The sequence below is a fragment of the Rhizobium sp. CRRU65 genome (genome assembly GCF_048551595.1).
Taxonomy (GTDB): domain Bacteria; phylum Pseudomonadota; class Alphaproteobacteria; order Rhizobiales; family Rhizobiaceae; genus Rhizobium; species Rhizobium leguminosarum_J.
On the sequence record NZ_JBLYZH010000006.1, the window covers coordinates 210,164 to 234,197 of the forward strand.

A 24,034-nucleotide genomic window follows, 5' to 3' on the forward strand; every position below is an offset into this window, starting at 1 on the left:
CGCTGAGCATTTGCCGCACGCGTACCGCAGATAGTAAATCCCGTCACCTTTGAAGAGAACCGCGAGATCCCGCAGTGCAGCACAGGTTTTTGTGCAACACACCCAAGGACCCGGCAAAATATGCCGGTAAAGTTGCTATCCCATTTAAAAGAGATTATTTTTAGCACTTATAAAAAAGATCGTTCACGCATAACGTGGAGATCGTATTGCGTAGAGTACGCCGCGTACTGCTTCTTTCCCAATGAGAAGAACGCCTAGAGGAAACCCCACTCGCCGCGCATGGGAAGCAACTGGCAAAGCCGCATGAGGTGCAACAACATGCCCCAGGAGGGTTCATGCCAGACGGTTCCAAACGCCTGTTTGCCACCGCCGGTATCGCTTCGGAGGCCCGATCGAGATATCGGTTCCTGCCTTCAGCCGCGCTGCCGCCGGATCTACCTGATGGCCCGGTGCCTATTGCCGACATGGCAAACGCATTCGGCGTCACACACAGGACACTGCATTTCTATGAAGAGAAAGGGTTGATTTCAGCCAACCGCATCGGCCTGATGCGGGTCTACGGCCAGGACGATGTGATGCGCATGGCCGTGATCACGGTCTGCCGCGATACAGGTATGCCGATCGCCGTCATCCAGGAACTGATGGGCGAACTCCGCAACGCTGATTCGCAGGAGACGGCCGAGGCAATGTTCCGCGAGGCCCTGCAGGTGCGCAAGCGCGAACTGACGGCAGAGATGTCGACGCTGCACCGCCAGCTCCAGCAGGTCGGCGACCTCCTGGACTACGACGGCAGCATCGAGGAGCCGCCGTTAAACGACAATCAGGACAGTGCAAGCCTGACCGCACAGGAGCGGCGTTGCCTGGAACTGATGGCCGAGGGTTATTCCACCCAGCGCATCGCCCGGGCGCTCGACCTGAAGCATGACGAAACCCGTGACCTGGAGGCCGGAATCATCCTGAAATTCCGCGCCAACAACCGCTTCCAGGCCATCGCCAAGGCAGTTCTGCTCGGCATCGTGCAGGCTTAGTACCATCCGCCCAAGATACGGCCGCCACCGTTTCTTCCACACCACTCCAGATGGCGAATGAGACCTCGCGCGGGTGCGACTGGGATCACGAGTGTGATCGAGATCAGCGGACGATCGTCAGCGTCTCTGCCGCGCGCGTGATTGCTGTATAGAGCCAGCGTTCCCGGGTATCGCGAAACGCCCAGCTCTCGTCGAAGAGCACGACATCGTTCCATTGCGAACCCTGCGCCTTGTGAACGGTCAGCGCGTAGCCGAAGTCGAACTCGTCGTAGCGTTTGCGGGTGTTCCAGGGAATCTCGCCCTCGACATCCTCAAAGGCCTGCTTCAGCAGTTTGATCTTGGCCGCTCCCCGGTCCATGTCGTCATCCTCAGGGCGGACGAGCAGATTGATGCCGGGCTTCGTCGTTTCCTTGGACGAGGTCATCACCTGCCAGAGCGAACCGTTGAGCAGGCCCTTGGCCGGATCGTTCCGCAGGCAGACGAGCTTGTCGCCGGTCTGCGGATAATCGGCATTGAAGCCTTTCAACTCACGCAGGCGCTGATTGTAGCGCCGCCGCGTGCGATTGGTGCCGACGAGCACCTGATCGGCATCGAGCACCAGCTGCTGCGTCACCTCGTTCTTCGAGATCACCTTGGCCGTGCCGTAATCGCCGTACATCACCTCATTGCCTTCGCGCACCTGCATGGCGAGCTTGATGATCGGATTGTCGCGCGCCTGCCGGTGGATATCGGTGAGCAGGTAGTCCGGATCCTGATTGGTGAAGTAGCCGCCGCCTGTGACCGGCGGCAGCTGGCCGGGATCGCCGAGCACCAGGATCGGCGTGCCGAAGCTCATCAGATCCTTGCCGAGCGCCTCGTCCACCATCGAGCATTCGTCGACGATGATCAGCGCCGCCTTGGCGACCGGGCTTTGCCGGTTGATCGAAAACATCGGCGCGATCGAGGTCTTGCCTGTTTCCTCGTCTTCCACGGCCTCCTCGCCGCGCGGCCGATAGATCAGCGAATGGATCGTCCGGGCGTTGGAGGCGCCGCGCGAGCGCAGCACCTGCGCCGCCTTGCCGGTGAATGCGGCAAACAGCACGTCGCCGTCGACATTTTCGGCAAAATGCTTGGCAAGCGTCGTCTTTCCCGTTCCGGCGTAGCCGAACAGGCGAAAGAGCGGCGAGCGCCCTTCCTTCAGCCATTTCGAAACAGCCTTCAGGGCTTCATCTTGTTGCGGCGCAAATTGCATGATCGCAGGACTTGGCAGGATTCGCGGGATTTAGGCAAGGCGGAAAACGGCAAATCGCCCGGCCGGACGATCATCAGTTCCACTGCCGGTCCGCGCCGCTGGCGCACATCGACGGGTCCTGCCCCATAGCTCCGGTGAGAAAATCCAGAACCGTCTTGACGCGCAGCGGCATGTTGCGCCGCGAGGGATAGACGACGGTAACCGGCAGCCGGCTCGGCTGGAAATCCTTCATCACGGGGACCAGCCGGCCGGCGGCGATATCGGGCATCGCGATGATGTGCGAAAGCACCGCAAGACCCGCGCCGGCAAGGGCTGCCCGGTGAATGGCGACGGCATTGCAGGCGGTCAGCCGCGGCGAGATCCGGACCGATATGTCTTCCGAACCGTTCGAGAAGGACCAGGTATTGGCCTCGCCTGCCCTGTTGTAGCACAGGCATTCATGGTCCTTGATCTCCTTCGGTGCGCGGGGAGCCGCCCTGCGTGCGAGATAGGCGGGAGATGCAACGAGGAAGGCGGTCGTCCAGCCGATCCGCCGGCAGACGAGGCTGCTGTCGGCGACCTGGCCCAAGCGCACTTCGAGATCCAGGCGCTCCTCGATCATATCCGAGCCCTGCTCCCTGAAGATGAGTTCGACCGAGAGCTTCGGATGGGCGGCGAGAAGATCGCCGAGCCGCTCGCTGAGATAGAGGCCGAGTGGTGCTGGAACGCTGAGCCTGACCTTTCCCGAGGCCGTGGTTCCGTCAGATCCGGCCGCATCGCCGAGCTCCTCAACCGCTTCGAGAATCCGCAGCGCCATCGGCAGCATCCGCTCCCCCTCTGCCGTCAGCGACAGGCCGCTCGTCGTGCGATGCAGGAGGCGGGTGTTGAAATGGCCCTCGAGGGCTGCAACCTGTCGCGAGACCGCCGGCTGCGTCACGTCGAGATCGTGCGCCGCCGCCGAAAACGAACCCGTCTCCACAACGCGCTGAAAGGTCCGCAATGCCGAAACGATATCCATCCCCTGTCCCTCATACTTTTGCGCATAGGCTTTATGCAGCCAGACTAAGCGAGAATGGCTTTACAGTCCAGCAATTAAGGATATCTTCTATCCATAAGGATATTTAATATCCTTAATTAAAGGAGAGGCACATGACCCAGCGACTGAACTACGCCCAACAGTCCCCCGAGCTTTTCAAGAAATTCATGGAATTCAGCATGGCGCTGAAGAGCAGCGTGATCGACGAGAAGCTGCAGGCCCTCGTCGAGGTCCGCGCTTCGCAGATCAATGGATGCGGCTTTTGCCTGGATATGCATGTGAAGCAGGCCAAGATCCTCGGCGAGACGGAACTGCGGCTCTACCACGTCGCCATCTGGCGGGAATCGAACCTGTTCATCCCCCGCGAGCGTGCAGCCCTTGCCTGGACCGAAGCACTGACGAAGCTTCCCGAGGGCGGCATTCCCGACGAGATTTACGAACGGGTGCGCGGCCAGCTTTCCGAGAAGGAGATCTCGGATCTGACTTTCGTCGTCATGGCGATCAACGCCTGGAACCGCGTCAATGTCGGCTTCAAGACCGTGCCCGGCACGGCCGACAAGGCCTACGGCCTCGATAAGGCTGGCCTGAACTAAACCGCGCAATTCATTGAGAAGATTCACCTTTGACGCTGCCGTACCACGGCAGCGAACGGAGATCCATTATGAAAATCGTTGTCATCGGCGGAACCGGCCTAATCGGTTCGAAGACTGTCGAACGCCTGCGCAAACGCGGCCATGACGTGATTGCCGCCTCGCCGAACTCCGGCGTCAACACGATCACGGGAGAAGGACTGGCGGAGGCGCTCTCGGGCACCGAAGTCGTGCTCGACCTCGCCAATTCGCCGTCCTTCGAGGATAAGGCCGTGTTCGAATTTTTCGAGACCTCGGGCCGCAATCTTCTCGCCGCCGAAAAACTCGCCGGCGTCAAGCACCATATCGCCCTCTCCGTCGTCGGCACCGAGCGTCTGCAGGAAAGCGGCTATTTCCGCGGCAAGCTTGCCCAGGAAAAACTGATCAAGGCATCGGGCATTCCCTACACCATCGTCCATTCGACGCAGTTCATGGAATTCCTCGGTGGCATCGCCCGATCGGGAACGGTCGGCCAGACGGTCCACCTGTCGCCGGCCTATGTGCAGCCGATTGCTTCCGACGACGTGGCGGACGCCATGGCGGACGTGGCCCTCTCTGCTCCCGCCAACGCGACGCTCGAGATCGCGGGTCCGGAACGGGCGCGCCTCAGCGAGCTCGTCGCCCGCTATCTGAAGGCCATGAAAGACCCGCGCACCACCGAGGCTGATGTCGAGGCGAGATATTTCGGCGCAAGACTGAATGATCAGTCGCTCGTTTCCGACAACAACCCGCGGCTCGGCTCGATTACCTTCGAGCAGTGGTTCGCAAAGTCCATCCAGCCGACATGACTGACGTGCCCTCGAGACGCGACCGCTCGGGCGCGTCTTCCCCCGACCCAGCAACCATGGAGATACCGATGATCAGAACATTTTTCCTCGCCGCCGCCCTCGCCTTTCCGGCTGCCACCGGCGTCAGCGCCCATGACAGCAGCGAGTCTGCGAAGGTGACACTCGTCTATGAGCACGAGCTTCCGAACGTGCCGGGTAAGAGCATCAAAGGCGTGCTGGTCGAATACGGCCCGGGCGGCTTCTCCGAAGGCCACACCCATCCCGACACCGCCTTCATCTATGCCACCGTGCTCGAAGGAGCGATCCGCAGCCAGGTCAATGACGGCCCGGTCAAGGTCTATCATGCCGGAGAGAGCTTCTCCGAAATGCCGGGCGACCGTCATGGCGTCAGCGCCAACGGCAGCGAGACCAAGCCCGCCCGCCTGCTCGCCGTCTTCGTCGTCGAGACCAACCAGAAAGAGCTGACCTATCCGCTCAAGAAGTGACGATCCGCATTACAGCGCCGCGCGTCTTTCAGACGCGCAAAGGACGCTGTAACACTTTCAACCCACGATGCGATACCGCCCGCACGGGCCTGATGCTTGCGCGGGCGGCCGAGATGCTGAATCATGTGCGGCCAGCACCCGGAGACAGAGAGATGATTGACGACGCCCTCTTCGGCAAACCTCTGATATCCCTGATAACAGTCGGGTTCGCCGGTATCGTCGTCTGGCATCTGCTCTCCCGTCATCGGCCGACGACGCGGCTGGTGGTGCAGATCCTCTTCTTTGCAGTGATGACGCTGATCCTCGTCGGCAGCGGCATCGAACCCCACCGGTTTCAAGGATATGAGTCCGAGGACCCGCGGGCCCTGCTCGTCATCGTCGCAAAAACCCTCTGGTGGATCCATCTGGCATGGGCCGTCATCGGTTTTATCAGGCTCTATCTGGTGCTGGAGGGCAGTCCGCGAGAGGCCCGCCTGCTCCAGGATCTGGTCATCGGCGTCGTCTATATCGGCATGGCCCTGTCGGTTCTGGCCTTCGTCTTCGGCGTGCCGATCGGAACCCTCGTCGCGACCTCGGGCGTGGTCGCCATCATTCTCGGCCTGGCGCTGCAGAACACGCTCGCTGATGTCTTCTCCGGCATCGCTCTGACACTCGGCCGGCCATACATCATCGGCGACTGGATCCTTCTCAGCGACGGCACCGAGGGACGCGTCGTCGAAAGCAACTGGCGTGCGACACACATCCTGACCAGCGGCAACAATGTCGTCGTTCTGCCGAACAGTTTTCTGGCAAAGCTCGGTCTGACGAATGTCAGCCGGCCGGACGAGAGCCATCTCCTGATCCTCACCATCCGCATCGCCCCGACGCGCATGCCGGCATCGGTCCGCCACGTCATGGCAACGGCTCTTGCGAGCTGCAATTCGATCGTGCGCGAGCCGCCGCCGGTCGTGGCACTGAAGGGGCTGGATGCCACGGCGCTTGAGGTCGAGCTGCAGTTTCGGGTGACAAGCCCGAGCCAGCGGGTGCCGGCGCGGAACGAGGTGCTCGATCTCGTCTATCGCCATTGCAAATCCGCCGGCCTGCTGCTGGCCATTCCGCCCTCGGCGACGGTGCTGACCGCCGATCTGCCGACGGAAGAAAGCGCAAAGCCGCCGAGCGTAACGCCGCTCGCCCTGATCGAGGCCATTCCGGTCTTTACGACGCTGACATCAGATGAAAAGCGCAGGCTCGCCGAAACCACGACTGTCCGGGAGTTCCGCAAGGGCGATGTGATCGTGCAGGAGGACGAAATGCTCCCCTCACTGATGATGGTGCGCGCCGGCATCATCGCGGCGCGGAACGCAGGCGAGGAACGCGGACGGCTCGCGCCGGGCGACTTTTTTGGAGAGACCGGACTGCTCGCCGGTATGCAGGAAGTCTGCACTCTGGAGGCTCTGACCCCCGTGACCGCCTATGAGATCGACCAGGAGGCCTTCGCGCCGCTGCTAAGCGAACGCCCGGCGCTGGCCGAAGAAATCGCCGACCACCTCGCCAGCCGCGCCGAGCGTTTCCGCAATGGCGCCTCCTTGCCCCCGGAACATGCCCGCAGCGCCCATGCGATCCTGAAGACGATCAGGACTATTTTCAAGGCATAGAGACCGGCATCCTGCTCAGCCGGCGCGCTTGAGCACCCATTCGAACGTGCTCCGCCAAATGTCGGCCGGCACCTCCTCGGACAAGGTGCCGACCAGATCGGAAAGCCGGACGCGCCTCAGCGTATCCCGCCAAGCCTCGTCGGCCTCCCACATGATGCGCGCAACCGCGCATGGCTTGCTGTCGCAATATCCTTCCGGCCGGCAGGGATTGTTCGCCCGAATGTTCGTACAGGTGAAGCTGCGGGCCTTCCCCTCGACCGCCTCGACGATCTCGAGAAAGTTGATATCCGAGGGGGTCTTGGCAAGCCTGTAGCCGCCACTCGGACCGAGCGTGGTCTCGACCAGCGATGCCTGCGAAAGGCTCTGCAGTGCTTTGGAGAGATATTCCTTCGGCAGACCATGAAGCTCCGCGAGCGCCTTGGTGGAAAGATACCTGCCCTCTGGCAGGCCCGCGAGAATGGCGCAGCAGTGAAGCGCCCACTCGACCTGGCTTTTCAGGATCATTCAGCAACTCGTGTGATGGCTGGCTCTGCCAATGGAATTAAGGATATATCATATCCGAAAACCGACACGATGTAAATGAGCTGCAAAAGCAGCGTGTTGTTGCCTGAACGGCGATGCGGGCTCCGATCTCCCTCAGCCCGCCTGCTCGTCCTCTCCCCGCGCCTGCTCATTTTCAATTCCGGCGATCAGCTTGCGCAGCAGCGCCGCAAGCGCCTCGCGCTCCTTTCCATCAAGAGCCTGCAAAAACGAGGATTCGCTCGCCATGTCCGTGCGGAAGGCCTTTTCGGCGAGTGCCGCACCCGCCTCGCTCAAGGCCACCAGCACACTGCGCCCATCGCGTGGTGATTTCTCGCGGCGGATCAGTCCCGCTTTCTCCAGCCGGTCAAGCCTGTGGGTCAGGCCTCCCGAGGAGATCATCAGCGCCGAATACATCTCCGTCGGGGTCATCAGGTAAGGCGGCCCGGAACGGCGAAGCGTTGCGATCACGTCGAATTCGCCGCGGTCGAGGCCAAAATCGGCGAAGGTCGCCTCGATGCTGGGACGCACCAGGTTGGATAATCGAAAGGCCCGCCCCAGGATCGCCATCGGCTCCGTGTCGAGGTCGGGCAGTTCCAGCGCCCATTGCCGTCGCAGCCGGTCGACGTGGTCCTCCCCGGGGCGGTCACCGTCCCTGGGGCGGTCGCGGTCCCCTTCAGTCCCATTCATCATTCTCTGCCTCATATGCCACCACAGCCGAGACATACACCTTCCATTCGAGTCAAGGAAGATATCTTGACAGGAAGATACTTTTAAGAATATATCTTCTCACGAAGATACTTTGCATTCGCAAACGGCACGAGCGGGAGGCACGTGATGTTCAGGATAGTTCGCCACCAGGAGCCACAACCCGATCAGAGCCGGACGGTCCGCTTCGAGGGCCGCGACTACGGCGGCGAGATCTCGCTCTTCATTGTTGACAATGAACCGGGTCAGGGGCCGGGCCTGCATGTCCACCCCTATTCAGAGACCTGGGCGGTCAGGAAGGGCGAGGCCGAATTCACCGTGGGTGAGACCACGACCCGCGCCTTTCCGGGCGATATCGTCGTCGTGGCCGCCAACGTTCCGCATCGTTTCGAGAATGTCGGCATGGGACGGCTCGAAATCGTCTGCATTCATGCCAGTGACACGATCGTGCAAGAGTTCTTGTGAGGCGAGACTGTCCCCTGGAAAACAACCGAAGAGGAGGAAACTGCAATGCCCAAGATGATCTTTGTGAACCTGCCGGTGAAAGACATTGCTGCTGCGACCCGCTTCTACGAAGCGATCGGATGCACGAAGAACGAACAGTTCAGCGACCATCAGGCGTCGAACATGGTGTGGTCCGACGCCATCATCTTCCACTTGCTGACGCGCGATTTTTTCGCGACCTTCACGCCGAAGCCGGTTGCCGAAGCGCAGAAGACCAGCGAGGTCCTGTTAGCCCTGGCACAGGACAGCCGCGAAACGGTGGACGCCATCGTCGAAGCGGCAGCAACCGCCGGCGGCAAGGCCGATCCGCGCGCCCCAACCGACATGGGCTGGCTCTACAACCGCGCCTTCGAGGATCCCGATGGCCATATGTTCGAGGCGGTCTGGGTCGACATGGCGGCAGTGTCCACCACCGGAGAATAGCGGCAACACCGGCCACATTGATCTGCGGCATGGCATCAGGTGCGGCGGGCTTCCATCCGCCTCACTCGTCTTAAAAACTTTTCCCACCCATGGAATAAAACCGCCTCGCCTCGTGTCTCATGTCAGGTATCGCAAGATTGCGTGCCCAATCTGAGGAGAGACACCATGAAATCCGTGAAATTCCTGTCCGTCGTGGCGGCCGCCGCCCTTGCCGCGACCGCTGCTTTCGCCGCTGCTCCCGTCAAAGAAGTCGAATCCGCCAAGGGCAAGGTTCTTGCCGGCGAAAACGGCATGACGCTCTACACCTTCAAGAAGGACGCCAAAGGCGTTTCCAACTGCAACGACGATTGCGCCAAAAACTGGCCGCCGCTGATGGCCGCTGGTGATGCCAAGGCTGATGGTGCATATTCGATCGTCGATCGCAAAGATGGCACGAAGCAATGGGCCAAGGACGGCATGCCGCTCTACTACTGGGTCAAGGACAAGAAGGCCGGCGACATCACCGGCGATGGCGTCGGCGGCAACTGGGATCTCGCCAAGCCTTGATCGCCAAGATCCCGATCACAAGCGAGTTGCCGGCGTGAAAACACCCGCACCCGAAACCTTCGAGGGCCAGATCCTGGCCCTCCTGCCCTCACTCAGACGCTATTCGCGCAGCCTGACGCGCTCGGATGCCGATGGCGAGGATCTGCTCCAGGATTGTGTCGAGAAGGTTCTCACGCGCCGCGGCCAATGGCGCGGCCTCAACCTGCGCGGCTGGGTCCTGACCATCATGACCAATCTCTACCGCAACGGCCGGCGCGGCAAGACGCGCGACGGCCTTGTCGAGCTCGATGCCGCAGACAATCTGGCCGCGCCCGAACCGCCGGCCGATCCGCTGGAACGTGCCCGGCTGGACGATGCGCTGAACAGCCTTTCAGAGGAACACCGCGCCGTGCTGATGCTCGTGGTCATCGAGGGATACACCTATGGCGAGGTCGCCGCCGCGCTCGATATCCCGATCGGCACCGTCATGTCGCGCCTGTCGCGCGCCCGCCGGCGCGTCGCCGAACGATTGAAGGCCGACAACATCATTACGCTTCGGAGACCGAAATGAACGAGACCAATCCGAGCGTCGCCGAAGCCGACCTTCACGCTTATGCCGACGGCCAGTTGCCGGAAACGGCGCGCCCCCGCATCGAGGCTTTCCTAGCCGACAATCCCGACGAGGCGGCAATGGTCGCCGAATGGCAGGCACAAAATACAGGAATCCGCTCGCTATTTGCAGGTTATGAGCGAGCGAAGGACACCGATCCGCTGCTTGTTTCACCCCCGTCCGCAGTACAAACCAGCCCGAAACGCTGGGCGATCGCCGCCGCAGCGCTCGTCGTCTTCACGCTGGGAGCAGTCAGCGGCCGTTATGGCCCGGCACTTCTGGAAAAGCCGGAGCTGCAGCTTGCCGGCTCCGAGACCCTGCCGAAACAGGCCCAGACCGCGTTCACGGTCTATGCCGCCGAGGTTCGCCATCCCGTCGAGGTCTTCGCAAACGAAGAGGTCCACCTCGCCACCTGGCTTGGCAAGCGCCTGGCAATCCAGGACCTCAAGATCCCGAACCTGCAGCCGCTCGGCTTCAAGCTGGTCGGCGGCCGGCTGCTGCCGGTCGACGGCAGGCCGGGCGCCATGTTCATGTATGAAAACCAGGCCGGCGAGCGCCTGACCGTCATGGTCGGTCGCAACACGGAAAACCGCACGACGAGCTTCCGCTTCGCCTCATCGGGCAATCTCGAAACCTTTTACTGGATCGACGGCGAACTCGGTTATGCCGTGACCGGCGAAATCTCCCGCGAAACACTGCGGGAGGTGGCCGAGGAGTGCTACCGGCAATTCCCGTCTTAAGGATCAGCGCGAGGGGTCGTTGCTAAGCTCGATCGGCCGTCCGTGCGGCGTCGCTTCCGCCGCCCGCTGCCAACTCTGTTGCAGCGCCAGGATCGTATCCGCATCGGCGACGCCGCAGTTGACGATGAGGTCCGAGAGTGCGGCCACCCAGCAGTCAAAATAGTCGCTGCCATCTTCGGCCCGGCCTGGCTTGTGCAGCTGCGCCGACAGCGTCGCGGCCCATTCGCTCCAGCTGAACAGGCCTTTGGCGTTAAGGTGCACGGTCATGGCGAAGGCTTCGGCCGCCCATGGCTTGGGAAAGACCGGCTCGCCTTCCGGCGACCGCGGCAGTCCGGGCGACTGCGTCAGCGGCGATATCTCATGCCGGTTCAAGATAACTCTCCCAGGCATCAATCGACACGGTCAGCGTCGGATCGGCATCCTCGCCCCAGATCTCCGCGCCGTCGAAAACGACCGTATAGAGCCATTGCGGATTTTCGCCCTCGCCATGCGCATTGTCATCGGGAAAGACGAAGGCACCCTGCACTGCCTCGACCACGCCTGTTTTGGCTCGGGCATAACGCGGCAGGCGCGTATGCGTCAGCGGATTGAAATTCTTCGTCCTCACCGTCTCGCCGACCGCAAAGAGCGGCGCGGTCTTAACAGGACGATCGCAAGGGCCGCCTTTCGCCAGAACGCCGGACACCATGTCCGCCTTCAGCACCCGCTTCGGAACGGCTCCTGGCTGCTGTGCATGGCCGGACAGCAATTCCGCGCGCGTCGCAAAACCATGCCGTTCAAGCAGCTTGTCGATGCCGCGGATCCAGATCTCGTAGTAGCTGGCGGCGAGGTAATCGGCCGGCGGAATATTCTCGCGCGCATGCCGGCTTTCATCGATGTTCCATGCGCCGAAAGCGCCGCAGGAAAGCGTGATGCCGAGCGCCCGCTTTTCCCATTCTGCATGGAAATAAGGCTCGTCCTTTTCGGGCGCGACAGGTCCGAAGCCCATCTGCCCTCCGAGATCGTGCGGCCCGTTCATGAGGCGCTCTCCGGATTGCGGGCAACCGCCGTACCGATCATCGCATCGCGGCTGACGAGGCCGGCGAGCGTCTGCTCGTCCATTCCGTCCGTACCTTCCGGCCGTTCGGGAATGACGAGATAACGCAGCTCCGCTGTCGAATCCCAGACGCGGACCTTCTTGTTCTCCGGCAGCGTCACGCCGAATTCGGCCAGCACGCCGCGCGGATCGATGACGGCGCGCGAACGATAGGCCGGCGCCTTGTACCAGACCGGCGGCAGGCCGAGCACCGACCAAGGATAACAGGAGCAGAGCGTGCAGACGACCAGATTATGGGTCTCGGCCGTGTTGAAGACGGCCCGCATATGCTCGCCCTGCCGGCCGGTATAACCGAGGCTGGCGATGGCCGCCGTCGCATCGCGCCTCAGCCAGTCGGCGAAATCGGCATCGCTCCAGGCCCTGGCGACGACATGCGCGCCGTTCCTCGGCCCTACCTTCGTCTCGTAGGTCTCGACGATGGCATCGATCGCCGCTGGATCGATCAGCCCCTTCTCCGTCAGCAGCGTTTCCAGCGCCTTCACGCGCGCCTGCATATCGGAATAATGGTTGTCGTGATCATGCCCGTGGGCGTGCTCATCTCCGTGAGCATGTTTGTCGTCATGGTCGTGCAAGGCGAAGCCCTCCCGAAACTGCCCGCTATTTCTATCATACGCCACAGGCCCGCCAAGCCCTTCTATGTCTCATGCGCTTTTCCGCTAATCTCCTGCCATGAACATTCTGATTCTCGGCGCAACCGGCTTCATAGGCTCCGTCGTCGCGGCCCGGCTCGTTGCCGACGGCCACGCCGTCACCGGCATCGGTCGCAATCCCGCGCGTGCGCGCCTGAAACAGCCGGCGATCGACTGGCGGTGTGCAGATCTCTCGCGCATGACGAAACCGGCGGATTGGGACGAGATCCTCAAGGATCAGCATGTCGTCGTCAATTGCGCCGGCGCCCTGCAGGACGGCCTGTCTGATGATCTGTCGGCCACCCAGGCAGAGGCGATGCTGGCACTCTATTCCGCCGCAAAACGCTCGTCGCGCCCGCTGATCGTACAGATATCGGCAAGGACAGCGGGAGCGGCGGGTGCTCTTCCCTTCCTCGCCACCAAGCGGCGGGCCGACGAGGCGCTGGCGGCAAGCGGCCTGCGTTACCTCATCCTGCGCCCTGCCCTCGTTCTCGGCCGCAATGCCCATGGCGGTTCGGCGCTGCTGCGGGCGCTTGCCGCCTTCCCCTGTGTGCTGCCCTTGGTCCATGCCGAAAGTCCGGTCGAAACACTCTCGGTGGACGATGTGGCGGAAGCCGTGTCGCGGGCGGTCTCCGACGGCATCTCCGGCGATATAGATCTGGCCGCCGACGACGTTCTGACGCTCGCCGATCTCGTCCGCCTGCATCGGCAGTGGCTCGGCCTGCCGCCCGCCCGCATGTTCGCTCTCCCCCGCTGGCTTGCCGGCCCGGTGACGTGGCTGGCCGATCTATCAGGACTGCTCGGCTGGCGTTCGCCGCTGCGCTCGACGGCGATGACTGTCATGTCCGAAGGCGTGCGGAGCTCAAAAACACGGAGCGGCCTTGCTGCGACATCCGCGGCCGCAGCGCTCTCGGCCAATCCGTCCGGCGTACAGGATCTCTGGTTTGCCAGGCTCTATCTCCTGAAGCCGCTAGCCATATCGGGCCTATCCGTTTTCTGGCTGCTCTCAGGTTTGATCCCGCTGCTGGCGCTGGAGCAGACGTCCGCTCACTTCCTGCCGTTCATGCCTGAGGCTGCAGCAACGGCGCTGACGCTTGCAACCTGCCTGACCGACATAGCTCTCGGCGCCGCCGTCCTCCTTCGCCCGCTGGCAAAACGTGCCCTTCTCGGCATGCTGGCCGTGTCGTTCGCCTATCTTGCCGGTGCCAGCCTGCTCGAACCCGCGCTCTGGCTCGATCCTCTCGGTCCCCTCGTCAAGGTGCTGCCATCGATCCTGCTGACGCTCACCGCACTTGCCACGCTGGATGAACGCTGATGATTGAGGAATGGCTGCTGCTTGCCCATGTCATCGGCGCGACCGTGCTCTTCGGCACCGGCGCCGGCATCGCCTTCTTCATGGTGATGGCGCACCGAACCCGCGATCCCCGTCTGATCGCCCATGTCGCCAGCACGGTTGTCATCGCCGACACCCTCTTCACCGCCACCGCAGCCATTCTCCAGCCGGTGACCGGCTATCTGCTGGCCCGGTCGATCGGTTGGGAACTGTCGGAGGGATGGATTGCGCTGTCGCTGCTGCTTTATGTCGTGACCGGCCTGTTCTGGCTGCCGGTCGTCTGGATCCAGATCCGGCTGCGCGACCTCGCCCGCGCCGCAGCAGCGGCGGGAAAAGCCCTGCCGCCAGGCTATTTCAGCCTCTACCGCATCTGGTTCGCCTGCGGTTTTCCGGCCTTCTTCGCTGTCATCGGCATTCTCTGGCTGATGCTCATGAAGCCCGCAATCACTCTATTTTAGCATTGGCCAGAGGCTTAGCACCAACAGCACCGCCATGCTGATATTGAACCATTTCAGTCGCACCGGATCCGAAAGCCATTCCCTCAGCGCCGAGCCGAAGCCGGCCCAGGTCGAAACGCTGGGCACATTGACTGCCGCAAAAGCGAGACCAACGATCAGCACGCTCACTAGGTAGAGTTGCGGATTGGTGTAGGTCGCCATCGCGGTGACCGCCATCACCCAGGCTTTCGGATTGACCCACTGGAAGGCCGCCGCCGCCGAGAAGGACATCGGCTCGACGCCGCTTCTGCCTTCGCTCAGCGAGCGCGACGAGGCAATCTTCCAAGCAATCCAGATGAGATAGGCGCCGCCCGCAAATTTCAGTACCGTATAGACAATAGGCACCGTGTGCAGCAGCGCGCCGAGCCCAAGGCCGACGCCGATGAGCAGCGAGAAGAAACCGACACCGATGCCGAACATATGCGGGATCGTCCTGCGGAAGCCAAAATTCACGCCCGATGCGAAGAGCATCATATTGTTCGGTCCCGGCGTGATCGAGGTCGTGAAGGCGAAGAGAACGAGGGCGAGAAATGTATCCAGCGGCATGCGACCTCCCGAAGCCAGCTTTTCCGCGGCCTGTTTATTTAGGTCAGCATAACTGTCCTAAGCCGCCGGTGCCATTACATCATTGTCATGGTGACAGGATTACTTGAAAGATGGCGACCCGGCCCAATCTCCTGTCGAAGGGACAGAAACCATGCAGGACGACCCGATTCCATCGATCACATTCCCTGATGGCACTGAGGTGCCGGCGCTCGGCCAGGGCACCTGGGCGATGGGTGAGGATGCCGGTCATGCCAGGGCCGAGATCGAAAGCCTCAGGGCCGGCATCGATCTCGGCATGACGCTGATCGACACCGCCGAAATGTACGGCGACGGTGGCGCCGAAGAGATCGTCGGCCAGGCGATCAGGGGCCGGCGCGATGAGGTCTTCATCGTCAGCAAGGTCTATCCCTGGAATGCCAGCCTGAAAGGCACGATTGAGGCCTGCGAGCGCAGTCTCGAACGGCTGGGTACCGATCGCATCGATCTCTATCTGCTGCACTGGCGCGGAGACCATCCGCTCACAGAGACCGTCGCCGCCTTCGAAATGCTGAAGGCATCCGGCAAGATCGGCGCCTGGGGCGTCTCCAACTTCGACACCGACGACATGGAGGAACTGCTCGGAGTGCCCGACGGCGCCAATGTCGCCGCCAACCAGGTGCTCTATAACCTTTCCCGCCGCGGCATCGAATTCGATCTGCTGCCCTGGTGCCAGAACCGAGGCATTCCCATCATGGCCTATTCGCCGATCGAACAGGGAAATATCCTGCACCATCCCGAGTTGATCCGCATCGCCAAGGCCTATCAGGCGACACCCGCTCAGCTGGCACTCGCCTTCCTGCTGGAACGCGACGGCGTCATCGTCATGCCGAAGACCTCGAATGCCGAACGCGCGGCGGAAAACCGCGACTGCGTCTCGCTCGAAATCACCGACGACGACTGGGATGCCATCGACGCCGCCTTTCCGCCGCCCACAAAGAAAAAACCGCTGGAGATGCTTTGATCTCCAGCGGCTTTCGCAATCATTGCAGCATCGGTCTTAGATGCCCGGGCTGTGATCCTTACATGTCCGGGCTGTATTATTTACATCCCCTGCACGCCGCGGTTCATCGCCGCAATGCCGGTACGGCACACCTCGATGAGGCCGAGCGGCTTCATGATCGCCACGAACTGATCGATCTTCGACGATTTGCCGGTGAGCTCCAGAATGAAGTGACCGACCGTCGCATCCACCACCTTGGCATGGAAGGCATCGGCAAGGCGCAGGGTCTCGGCGCGCATCTCGCCCTCGCCGATCACCTTGATCAGTGCCACTTCGCGCTCGATCGGCCGGTCCTGGCCGAGTTCGCGGGCGCGCACAGTCAGGTCGACGACGCGATGTACCGGCACGATGCGCTCGAGCTGCGCCTTGATCTGTTCCAGCACCTGCGGCGTCCCGCGTGTGACGACGGTGATGCGGGAAAGATGCGCCTGATGCTCGGTCTCGGAGACCGTCAGGCTCTCGATATTGTAGCCGCGGCCGGAAAACAGGCCGATGACCCGGGCAAGAACGCCCGGTTCGTTGTCGACGAGAACCGAAAGCGTGTGGCTTTCGACCGCCGCCGTTTCCGGCGAGATGAAGTAAGCGGAGCCCGTGGGCTGTAGGTGTGCGTTCATGGTCTTGAGTTTCCTCTTCCCTGCCGCATAACCCTGAAAATCGAAAGCGATTTTCGGAAAGGGTCATGCGCAAATTAAAAATGTCAGACGAGCGCGCGGCCCTTGGCGTCGATCGCATTGGCGACCGCTTCGTCGGTGGCTTCGTCCGGCAGCAGCATTTCGTTATGGGCCTTGCCCGAGGGGATCATCGGGAAGCAATTGGCGAGATTGGCGACACGGCAATCGAAGATGACAGGCTTTCTGACCTCGATCATCTCCAGAATGGTGTCATCAAGCGCATCCGGCTTTTCGCAGCGCAGGCCGACGGCACCATAGGCCTCCGCCAGCTTGACGAAATCGGGCATCGCCTCCGTATAGGAATTCGACAGGCGATTGCCGTGCAACAGCTGCTGCCACTGACGCACCATGCCCATATATTGGTTGTTCATGATGAAGATCTTGATCGGCGCGTCGTGCTGGATCGCCGCCGACATTTCCTGGATACACATCTGGATCGAGGCGTCGCCGGCAATGTCGATGACGAGGCTGTCGGGATGGGCGATCTGCACGCCGAGCGCGGCCGGCAGGCCGTAGCCCATCGTACCGAGGCCGCCCGAGGTCATCCAGCGGTTCGGCTGCTCGAAACCGAAGAACTGCGCCGCCCACATCTGGTGCTGGCCGACCTCGGTGGTGATGTAGGTATCCCGGTCCTTGGTGTGGGCAAAGAGCCGCTCCAGCGCATACTGGGGCATGATGACGTCATTGCTCTTCGTATAGGCGAAGGAGTTGCGTGCCCGCCAGCGGGCGATATCGGTCCACCAGTCGTCGAGGCGACCCTTCTCCGGCTTCTTCGGCAGCGCCCGCCACAGGCGGACCATGTCTTCGAGGACATGACCGACATCGCCGCGGATGCCGATATCGACTCGGACGTTCTTGTTGATCGAGGATGGATCGATATCGATATGGATCTTCTTCGAGTTCGGCGAAAAGGCATTGAGACGGCCGGTGATGCGGTCGTCGAAACGGGCGCCGATGCAGACCATGACGTCGCAGTCGTGCATCGCCATGTTGGCTTCGTAGGAGCCGTGCATGCCGAGCATCTTCAGCCAGTTCTTGCCCGAAGCAGGATAGGCGCCGAGGCCCATCAGCGTCGAGGTGATCGGGAAATCGGTGAGCTCGACCAGCTCGCGCAGCAGCTTGGAAGCCTCGGGGCCGGAATTGATGACGCCGCCGCCGGAATAGATGATCGGACGGCGCGCATTCGCCATCAGTTCGATCGCCGCATGGATCTGGTTGAGGTCGCCCTGGATCTTCGGCTGGTAGCTCTTCTGGATCGCGTAATCGGCGGGCGGCGTGTAGGTGCCGGTCGCAAACTGCACGTCTTTCGGAATATCGACGACGACGGGGCCTGGACGGCCGGACTGGGCGATGCGGAAGGCCTCGTGAATGACGGCGGCAAGCTGGTTGACATCCTTGACCAGCCAGTTGTGCTTGGTGCAGGGCCGGGTGATGCCGACCGTATCGCATTCCTGGAAGGCGTCGGAACCGATCAGTGGGGTCGGAACCTGTCCGGTCAGGCAGACGAGCGGGATCGAATCCATCAGCGCGTCCTGCAGCGGCGTGACCGCATTGGTAGCGCCCGGACCCGAGGTGACCAGCATGACGCCGACCTTGCCGGTGGAGCGGGCGTAACCTTCGGCCGCATGGCCTGCCCCCTGCTCGTGGCGGACGAGGATGTGCTTGACATCTTCCTGCTGGAAGATCTCGTCATAGATCGGCAGGACCGCGCCGCCGGGATAGCCGAAAATATGTTCGACGCCATTGTCCTTCAGCGCCTTGAGAACGATCTCCGCTCCCGTCATCCGATTGCCTGCCGCCTGATTGTCCGTGCTCATCTGTCTGTTCCGTTTGATGCTGGGATTGCGTTTGTGGCCGGAAGCCCGAATTTCGGGCATAAAAAAAGGCCCCTGAGGAGCCTGTCATCTAGCGCATGGGTGGCTATCGCCGGATGGTTACACCATCCTGCCCATGCGCTTTCCCACCACGATAAGAGCCGTTGCGATTTTCATGGTCGGAAGTGATAGACAGAAAATTTCGCAGCGTCAACGCATGCCGCAATAAAAAACTGCCCCACGCCTGCATCCCCGAAAATCGATAGGATGAAGGATTTGTTAAAGGATCGACTTTATTCTTCTACGCTACTGCATGGAGTAGCCCTTTGCTCAACAACGACTTGCGCACGTCTGGCAAGGCAGGCGAGCATGATCGCCGCGATGGCCATGCGCCGGGAAATCGCTTTCTCGGCCGCGTCGTTGCATGCAGCGGTTCGCGGGCGACGATTGCCGCCGTCGCCGAACAGGGCGGCACCGATCTTACCGAACTCTGGTCCGTGGGCCGGCTGATTTCGATCAGCGTCGGCCGCAATCGCGTCGTCGCGCTCGTCTATCAGATGAACACCGGCAGCCACGCCTGGGGCGAAGGCGAGGACAATATTTTCAAGATCGAGACCGAACTGCTCGGCGAAGTCCGTGTCGACGAGGACGGGCGCGAGGAATTCTCGACCGGCATCTCGCGTTATCCCTATCTCGGCGCCATCGCCCACCGCATCCGATCCGCCGACCTGATGCGCATCTACGATGCCGGCCAGGGTACGACCGCCGTCATCGGCAAGCTGACGCAGGACGATAGCATCGATGCGGCGATCCATATCCCCTCGATGCTCTCCAAGCATTTCGCCGTCGTCGGCTCGACCGGCGTCGGCAAGTCGACGGCCGTGTCGCTGCTCCTGCACAAGGCGATCGCGGCGGATCCGAAGCTGCGTGTACTGATCCTCGATCCGCATAACGAATTCGCCGCCGCCTTTCCTCAGCACGCCGTCACCATCGATACCGATACGCTTGATCTGCCCTTCTGGCTGATGCGGCTTGAGGAGTTCGCCGAAGTCGTCTTTCGCGGCCGCCCGCCGGTGCCCGAAGAGCTCGACATGCTGCGCGATATCCTGCCGGAAGCCAAGCGCGCCTTCCGTGGTAGCGACAATTCACTGGTGCGCCGCACGACCGAAAAGAGTTCGATCACCGCCGACACGCCGGTTCCCTACCGCATGGCCGATCTGCTGGCGCTGATCGACGAGCGCATCGGTCGCCTGGAAGGCCGTTCGGAAAAACCCTTCCTGCGTTCGTTGAAGATGCGCATCATCGCCGCAATCAATGATCCGCGTTATCATTTCATGTTCTCCAACAACACGATCACCGACACCATCACCGACACCATCGCGCAGATCTTCCGCATCCCCGGCGAGAACCGGCCGATCTGTGCCTTCCAGCTTGCCGGCATTCCTTCCGAGGTCGTCAATTCGGTCGCTTCGGTGCTTTGCCGCATGGCCTTCGAGGTAGCGCTGTGGAGCGAGGGCGCCATCCACATGCTCGTCGTCTGCGAGGAAGCTCACCGCTATATCCCCTCCGATCCGAGCCTCGGCTTCGTGCCGACGCGCCAGGCGATCGCCCGCATCGCCAAGGAAGGCCGCAAATACGGCGTCTCGCTCGGCATCATCACCCAGCGCCCGGGCGAGCTCGACCAGACGATCCTGTCGCAGTGCTCGACGCTCTTTGCCATGCGCCTCGCCAACGACCGCGACCAGGAAATCATCCGCTCGGCCATCCCGAATTCGTCGATCTCGACGACAAGCTTCATCTCCTCGATCGGCAATGGCGAAGCGATCGCCTTCGGTGAGGCGATCAGCGTGCCGATGCGCATGCGCTTTTCCCGCGTCGAGGAGAACCTGCTGCCGAAGGCGAGCAGCGCCAACAGCAAGCAGAGTGAGGAAGATCCGGATACGGTCGATCTGCGCAAGATCGTCACCCGCATGCGGGCGGTGACCGTCGGGCCCGACATTTCAAATTTCCAGCAGAACTATGCCGCGTCCGTGGCAGGTTTCGACGAGACCGACGCAGCCGACGAGGATCTTGACGCGAAGCCATACACGCCGCCCGCCTCTTCCGCCGCGCCGCCTGCCTCCGCGCCGCTCGAATCCTACCGCCGGGAATTGCTACCGCAGACGCCGCGGCTGGACCCGGCCACGTCACCCGCAATCGATCCCCGGCTGGACGCGCTTCGCCGCGAGATGCGCCGCGACGAGCCGGTTTTTCCCCGACCGGCACCACCGGCGGACCAGCCCACGGTCTCCCGCCGGGAGCCCGGCACGTCGCTGCGCGAAAGCATCCTGAAAAAACCGCTGAGCAGCCTTTACAACAAGGATTGACGCTTCAGCTCGCTCTCCAGGGCGATCAGAGGCTCGACGGCGTCGAGCACACGCTGCCGGTCCATCGGCCCGAGCGGCAAGAGAGGGCGTGGGAGCTCTGCCCCGGCGAGTGAGAGAAGGTCGACCAGCGTATAGACCACGCGAAGGCTTCCGAACGCCTTGAACGTTTTCCAGAGCGGTTCGAGGAGACCATCGAGCCGGTGCGCCTCCCCGCCCTTGCCCGCAATCGCAGCCTTGGTCAGGGCAAGGGCGACGCGCGGAAGCAAGCCACCGATGACGCTGTACCAGGCGTCGGCACCTGAAAGCAGCGCTTCGGCCGCGCCCCAGTCGCCGCTGTAGCCGATCGCAAGCCTGGTCTTCTCTCGCAATGCCGCCAACTCGCCTGCGAAATCGCCGTCAGCAGGCAGAGGCATCTTCACGGCCCTGATCGTCTCGATATCGGACAGGCGCTGCAGAAGATCCCGGCCGAAGGTGAAGTGGGTCGTGCCGGGATTGTTGTAGATACAAAGCGGCAGATTCGCCGCCTCGGTGACCGCCAGGAAATGCTCGTAGGCTTCGTCCTGGGTCAGCGGCGTGTAGGACACCGGCGCAAGCAGAAGAGCATCTGCACCGGCGGCCTCGGCATCCCTCGCCAGGCTCCGGGCATGGTCTGTCCTCAGAGCGCCGACGCCGACGACGAGGGGAATACGACCACGAACGCACTCGACCGCAGCCTCGACGGCTCGCCGTCGTTCCTCGCGCGTGAGAAAGGCGTAGATCCCGGTGCTGCCGAGAAGGCCTATCGAAGCGACGCCTGCATCACACAGGCGTTCCAGCAGGCGGCCGAGAGCTTCGGTGTCGACCCGGCCCTCCCTATTGGCGGGCGTGGGCGGAAAGGCCGAAAGACCATGAAACGGAGAAGTGACAGACATGATGCGATCCTGAAAATCCGGTCAATGTGAGAACAGCAGGCGCGATCCGGCACCGGCGAAGAAGACGGCGAGACTGCCCTCGATCCACCGCCGCGCACGGGCGTAGCCGCGCACCATCGGTGCCGTCGAGAAGAGCACGGCATAGCCGGCAAATATCGAGATGCCCAAGAGCACGCAGCCGCCGAATGCCGTGACGGCCATCTCCGGCGAAGCGCCCGGCTTGAGGCCGAGCGACATGATCGCCACCCAGGCCAGAACCGCCTTCGGGTTGCCGAGATGCATCAGAACGCCGCGACGATAGAGCACGCCAAGTTGCGCGGCAGGCCGGACGACCTCGCTTGCCGGCATATCCGGGGCTGCTGCCGAGCGTGCCGCCCTCCAGGCGAGCCAGAGAAGATACAATCCGCCTGCAATCTTGAGAAACAGCAGGGCATGGGCATAGCGTACCAGCAGTGTCGAGATGCCGGTGACCGCAACCAGCCCCCAACATGTCGACATCGTTATAACCCCGGCGGCAAGGGCGAGCGCCGGTCGACGCCCTTGCCGCATTGCCACATTCATAATGGCCATGTTGCTTGGTCCGGGACTGCCTGCAGCAATTGCGTAGGCGATGTAGACGACGAGAAGATCCTGCATTTGTGTCTTTTCCAGAAGTTTGCGCTCGCGCACGGTACCACCCCGACGACGAAAAGCACGCCCTCGGGAAGTCGCCAATCTGCTTCCTTTTCTTTGAAAATTGGTCCACCATGAAGCTCCATTTTGAATAATTTCTATGGACCATTTTGCGATGTCCAAACGGCGTAGCACCATCGAAATACCATCGCTCAAAGCGATCGAGCGAACGGCCAATGTGAGTCGCCAGCTTGCACAGGCCCTGCGGAACGCGATCGCCCGCGGTGAGCTGAGGTCGGGAGAACGCCTTCCTTCGACGCGGAGCCTTGCGGCTTCGCTGAAGATCGCGCGCGGCACCGTTGTCGAGGTGTTCGATCAGTTGACCGCTGAAGGCTATCTCGAAGCGCGGGTCGGAGCCGGAACCCGTGTTGCCACCGATCTGATGGACACCACGCCGGCGCCCCCGCTTGCACCGGCTGTGCCATCTACCGCGGATGCCGTCGATCTGCCTTCCCAGGCTGCCCGGCTGATTGCCGTCGCCCGTGCGCTCACCCCGCACCCGCCCGTTCCCTTCGCCATCGCCGTCCCGGCTTGTGGCATTGCGCCCGACGACAACTGGCGCCGTCTCGGCAACCGCGTGCGCGCGTCGCGACAGGCCGCACCCTCCGGCTACCACGATCCTATGGGTTTGCTCGAACTCAGGCTTGCCATTGCCGGCCACGTCCGCCGCGCGCGGGCCGTTCATTGCGAGCCGGAACAGGTCATCGTCACGTCAGGCACCCAGCAAGGCCTCTATATGGCGGGCCGGGTCCTTCTCTCGCGTGATGATCCGGTATGGGCCGAGGACCCGGCCTATCCCGGCCTGACGGCGGTGCTCGATGATCTCGGTGTCCAGACACACCGCCTGCCGGTCGATGCACAGGGAATGAATGTGGAACGCGGTCTCGAGCTATGCCCGCAGGCGCGCGCCGCATTCTTGACCCCGTCGCACCAATATCCAATCGGCATGCCGCTCAGCATGGCCCGGCGCAATTCCTTGATCGCCTGGGCCGACCAAAATAGCGCCTGGATCGTCGAGGACGATTACGACAGCGAGCTGCGTTATGCCGGACACCCATTTCCCTCAATGCAGGGGTTGCGGCCGTCACGTGTCATCTATCTCGGCACGTTCAGCAAGGTGCTCTTTCCTTCCCTGCGCCTCGGCTACGTCATCGCCCCTCCTCCGCTCGCGGAAGCCTTTGCCGGCGCCCGCGCCATTCTCGATCGGCATTCGCCGATCGCCGAACAGCACGGTCTGGCGGCCTACATGCGGGAAGGCTATTTCGAAGCGCATATCCGGCGCATCCGCGGCCTCTATGCCGAACGCCGCGCTTTTCTGCTTTCGGCGCTCGAGCGGGCCTTGCCTGAGGGCTGCCGCGTCCAGCAGAGCGACCAAGGCATGCATATTCTTCTATGGCTGCCCGAAGAGGTCGATGACGTGCAACTCGCAGCCCGTGCGCTGTCGGCCGGCCTCGCCGTGCGTGCGATCTCCCCGATGTATGCCGCCCAGCCGGCGCGCCCCGGCCTGATGCTGGGCTTCGGCGGATTTCTGCCGGACCAGCTGCAGGCGGCGGTTGGCGAACTCGTCAAGCAGCTGAGCCAGCAGATGTCTCAAAGCAGGCGGCCCGCAACAAACTGATGG

27 protein-coding genes are annotated in these 24,034 nt (G+C 62.3%); 15 read left to right on the plus strand and 12 right to left on the minus strand.

The annotated features are described in order from the left end of the window. Nucleotides 1-335 precede the first annotated feature (335 nt). A complete protein-coding gene (locus ACM5SV_RS14910) occupies nt 336-1,028 on the plus strand; it encodes a MerR family transcriptional regulator (protein WP_012758206.1) in 693 nt (230 codons plus the stop codon). Nucleotides 1,029-1,131: 103 nt separating this feature from the next. On the opposite strand, the gene ACM5SV_RS14915 is transcribed toward ACM5SV_RS14910, so the two are convergent. Together ACM5SV_RS14915 and ACM5SV_RS14920 are read right to left on the minus strand one after the other, a co-directional pair. Next, the gene (locus tag ACM5SV_RS14915) at nt 1,132-2,259 is read right to left on the minus strand and encodes an ATP-dependent DNA helicase (RefSeq protein ID WP_003560862.1); all 1,128 of its coding nucleotides are present in this window, start codon (nt 2,257-2,259) and stop codon (nt 1,132-1,134) included. A 73-nt stretch (nt 2,260-2,332) separates the two neighbouring features. Continuing rightward, on the minus strand, nt 2,333-3,256 hold the full coding sequence (locus ACM5SV_RS14920; RefSeq protein WP_012758207.1) for a LysR family transcriptional regulator: 924 nt from the start codon (nt 3,254-3,256) through the stop codon (nt 2,333-2,335). A 131-nt stretch (nt 3,257-3,387) separates the two neighbouring features. Between ACM5SV_RS14920 and ACM5SV_RS14925 the strand changes: the two genes are divergently transcribed. From ACM5SV_RS14925 to ACM5SV_RS14940, 4 genes are all read left to right on the plus strand, one after another. Further along, complete coding sequence (locus ACM5SV_RS14925; protein WP_012758208.1) at nt 3,388-3,867, plus strand: carboxymuconolactone decarboxylase family protein; 480 nt, start codon at nt 3,388-3,390, stop codon at nt 3,865-3,867. A gap of 68 nt (nt 3,868-3,935) precedes the next feature. Next, on the plus strand, nt 3,936-4,691 hold the full coding sequence (locus tag ACM5SV_RS14930; protein WP_222014167.1) for an SDR family oxidoreductase: 756 nt from the start codon (nt 3,936-3,938) through the stop codon (nt 4,689-4,691). A gap of 68 nt (nt 4,692-4,759) precedes the next feature. Next, complete coding sequence (locus ACM5SV_RS14935) at nt 4,760-5,176, plus strand: cupin domain-containing protein (RefSeq protein ID WP_017994668.1); 417 nt, start codon at nt 4,760-4,762, stop codon at nt 5,174-5,176. A 152-nt stretch (nt 5,177-5,328) separates the two neighbouring features. Further along, entirely contained in the window at nt 5,329-6,810 is a 1,482-nt protein-coding gene (locus ACM5SV_RS14940; RefSeq protein ID WP_026157422.1) for a cyclic nucleotide-binding domain-containing protein, read from the plus strand. 15 nt (nt 6,811-6,825) lie between these two features. Here ACM5SV_RS14940 and ACM5SV_RS14945 read toward each other — a convergent pair whose 3' ends face one another. Then, nucleotides 6,826-7,314: an RrF2 family transcriptional regulator gene (locus ACM5SV_RS14945; protein ID WP_012758212.1), complete on the minus strand. Its 489-nt coding sequence runs from the start codon at nt 7,312-7,314 to the stop codon at nt 6,826-6,828. Between the two features lie 132 nt (nt 7,315-7,446). Then, nucleotides 7,447-8,022, minus strand: coding sequence for a MarR family winged helix-turn-helix transcriptional regulator (locus ACM5SV_RS14950; protein WP_032996432.1), 576 nt, complete (start codon nt 8,020-8,022; stop codon nt 7,447-7,449). Between the two features lie 144 nt (nt 8,023-8,166). Between ACM5SV_RS14950 and ACM5SV_RS14955 the strand changes: the two genes are divergently transcribed. The 5 genes from ACM5SV_RS14955 (at nt 8,167) to ACM5SV_RS14975 (ending at nt 10,839) form a co-directional block, all read left to right on the plus strand. Continuing rightward, nucleotides 8,167-8,502, plus strand: a complete 336-nt coding sequence (locus ACM5SV_RS14955; protein ID WP_029767744.1) for a cupin domain-containing protein — start codon at nt 8,167-8,169, stop codon at nt 8,500-8,502. A 45-nt stretch (nt 8,503-8,547) separates the two neighbouring features. Then, the gene (locus ACM5SV_RS14960) at nt 8,548-8,964 is read left to right on the plus strand and encodes a VOC family protein (RefSeq protein ID WP_003560880.1); all 417 of its coding nucleotides are present in this window, start codon (nt 8,548-8,550) and stop codon (nt 8,962-8,964) included. A 165-nt stretch (nt 8,965-9,129) separates the two neighbouring features. Next, on the plus strand, nt 9,130-9,510 hold the full coding sequence (locus ACM5SV_RS14965) for a hypothetical protein (protein ID WP_017994673.1): 381 nt from the start codon (nt 9,130-9,132) through the stop codon (nt 9,508-9,510). A 34-nt stretch (nt 9,511-9,544) separates the two neighbouring features. Then, the gene (locus tag ACM5SV_RS14970) at nt 9,545-10,060 is read left to right on the plus strand and encodes an RNA polymerase sigma factor (protein ID WP_012758217.1); all 516 of its coding nucleotides are present in this window, start codon (nt 9,545-9,547) and stop codon (nt 10,058-10,060) included. Then, complete coding sequence (locus ACM5SV_RS14975) at nt 10,057-10,839, plus strand: anti-sigma factor family protein (RefSeq protein WP_017994675.1); 783 nt, start codon at nt 10,057-10,059, stop codon at nt 10,837-10,839. Before ACM5SV_RS14970 ends, ACM5SV_RS14975 begins: the two co-directional genes overlap by 4 nt. A gap of 3 nt (nt 10,840-10,842) precedes the next feature. On the opposite strand, the gene ACM5SV_RS14980 is transcribed toward ACM5SV_RS14975, so the two are convergent. Genes ACM5SV_RS14980 through nthA form a run of 3 tightly spaced genes read right to left on the minus strand, consistent with a single transcriptional unit; the run spans nt 10,843 to nt 12,507 of the window. Beyond that, nucleotides 10,843-11,211, minus strand: a complete 369-nt coding sequence (locus ACM5SV_RS14980; protein ID WP_017994676.1) for a nitrile hydratase accessory protein — start codon at nt 11,209-11,211, stop codon at nt 10,843-10,845. Continuing rightward, on the minus strand, nt 11,198-11,857 hold the full coding sequence (gene nthB / locus ACM5SV_RS14985) for a nitrile hydratase subunit beta (protein WP_017994677.1): 660 nt from the start codon (nt 11,855-11,857) through the stop codon (nt 11,198-11,200). The genes ACM5SV_RS14980 and nthB overlap by 14 nt, the downstream gene beginning before the upstream one ends. Further along, complete coding sequence (gene nthA, locus ACM5SV_RS14990; RefSeq protein ID WP_017994678.1) at nt 11,854-12,507, minus strand: nitrile hydratase subunit alpha; 654 nt, start codon at nt 12,505-12,507, stop codon at nt 11,854-11,856. Before nthA ends, nthB begins: the two co-directional genes overlap by 4 nt. A gap of 97 nt (nt 12,508-12,604) precedes the next feature. Between nthA and ACM5SV_RS14995 the strand changes: the two genes are divergently transcribed. Next, entirely contained in the window at nt 12,605-13,879 is a 1,275-nt protein-coding gene (locus tag ACM5SV_RS14995) for an SDR family oxidoreductase (protein WP_222014168.1), read from the plus strand. Further along, nucleotides 13,879-14,355 (plus strand): DUF2269 family protein, encoded by a 477-nt coding sequence (locus ACM5SV_RS15000; protein ID WP_017994680.1) that lies wholly within the window; start codon nt 13,879-13,881, stop codon nt 14,353-14,355. The genes ACM5SV_RS14995 and ACM5SV_RS15000 overlap by 1 nt, the downstream gene beginning before the upstream one ends. Here the strand turns inward: ACM5SV_RS15000 and ACM5SV_RS15005 are convergent. Next, nucleotides 14,347-14,940, minus strand: a complete 594-nt coding sequence (locus ACM5SV_RS15005) for a LysE family translocator (protein ID WP_012758224.1) — start codon at nt 14,938-14,940, stop codon at nt 14,347-14,349. The genes ACM5SV_RS15000 and ACM5SV_RS15005 overlap by 9 nt on opposite strands. A gap of 151 nt (nt 14,941-15,091) precedes the next feature. On the opposite strand from ACM5SV_RS15005, the gene ACM5SV_RS15010 reads away from it, so the two are divergent. Then, nucleotides 15,092-15,940 (plus strand): aldo/keto reductase, encoded by an 849-nt coding sequence (locus tag ACM5SV_RS15010; RefSeq protein ID WP_012758225.1) that lies wholly within the window; start codon nt 15,092-15,094, stop codon nt 15,938-15,940. An 80-nt stretch (nt 15,941-16,020) separates the two neighbouring features. Here the strand turns inward: ACM5SV_RS15010 and ilvN are convergent, their stop codons facing one another. Next, nucleotides 16,021-16,593 carry an acetolactate synthase small subunit gene (gene ilvN, locus ACM5SV_RS15015; RefSeq protein WP_017994682.1) on the minus strand — a complete coding sequence of 191 codons (573 nt, stop codon included), beginning with the start codon at nt 16,591-16,593 and terminating at the stop codon, nt 16,021-16,023. An 83-nt stretch (nt 16,594-16,676) separates the two neighbouring features. Further along, the gene (locus ACM5SV_RS15020) at nt 16,677-18,467 is read right to left on the minus strand and encodes an acetolactate synthase 3 large subunit (RefSeq protein ID WP_012758226.1); all 1,791 of its coding nucleotides are present in this window, start codon (nt 18,465-18,467) and stop codon (nt 16,677-16,679) included. A gap of 323 nt (nt 18,468-18,790) precedes the next feature. On the opposite strand from ACM5SV_RS15020, the gene ACM5SV_RS15025 reads away from it, so the two are divergent. Then, nucleotides 18,791-20,830 (plus strand): ATP-binding protein, encoded by a 2,040-nt coding sequence (locus ACM5SV_RS15025; RefSeq protein WP_222014169.1) that lies wholly within the window; start codon nt 18,791-18,793, stop codon nt 20,828-20,830. On the opposite strand, the gene ACM5SV_RS15030 is transcribed toward ACM5SV_RS15025, so the two are convergent. Further along, nucleotides 20,815-21,741, minus strand: coding sequence for a dihydrodipicolinate synthase family protein (locus ACM5SV_RS15030; RefSeq protein ID WP_012758228.1), 927 nt, complete (start codon nt 21,739-21,741; stop codon nt 20,815-20,817). The two genes, ACM5SV_RS15025 and ACM5SV_RS15030, sit on opposite strands and share 16 nt — an antisense overlap. Before the next feature lie 21 nt (nt 21,742-21,762). Then, complete coding sequence (locus tag ACM5SV_RS15035) at nt 21,763-22,377, minus strand: LysE family translocator (RefSeq protein WP_222014170.1); 615 nt, start codon at nt 22,375-22,377, stop codon at nt 21,763-21,765. Between the two features lie 151 nt (nt 22,378-22,528). On the opposite strand from ACM5SV_RS15035, the gene ACM5SV_RS15040 reads away from it, so the two are divergent. Further along, complete coding sequence (locus ACM5SV_RS15040) at nt 22,529-24,031, plus strand: PLP-dependent aminotransferase family protein (RefSeq protein ID WP_222014171.1); 1,503 nt, start codon at nt 22,529-22,531, stop codon at nt 24,029-24,031. Nucleotides 24,032-24,034 lie beyond the last annotated feature (3 nt).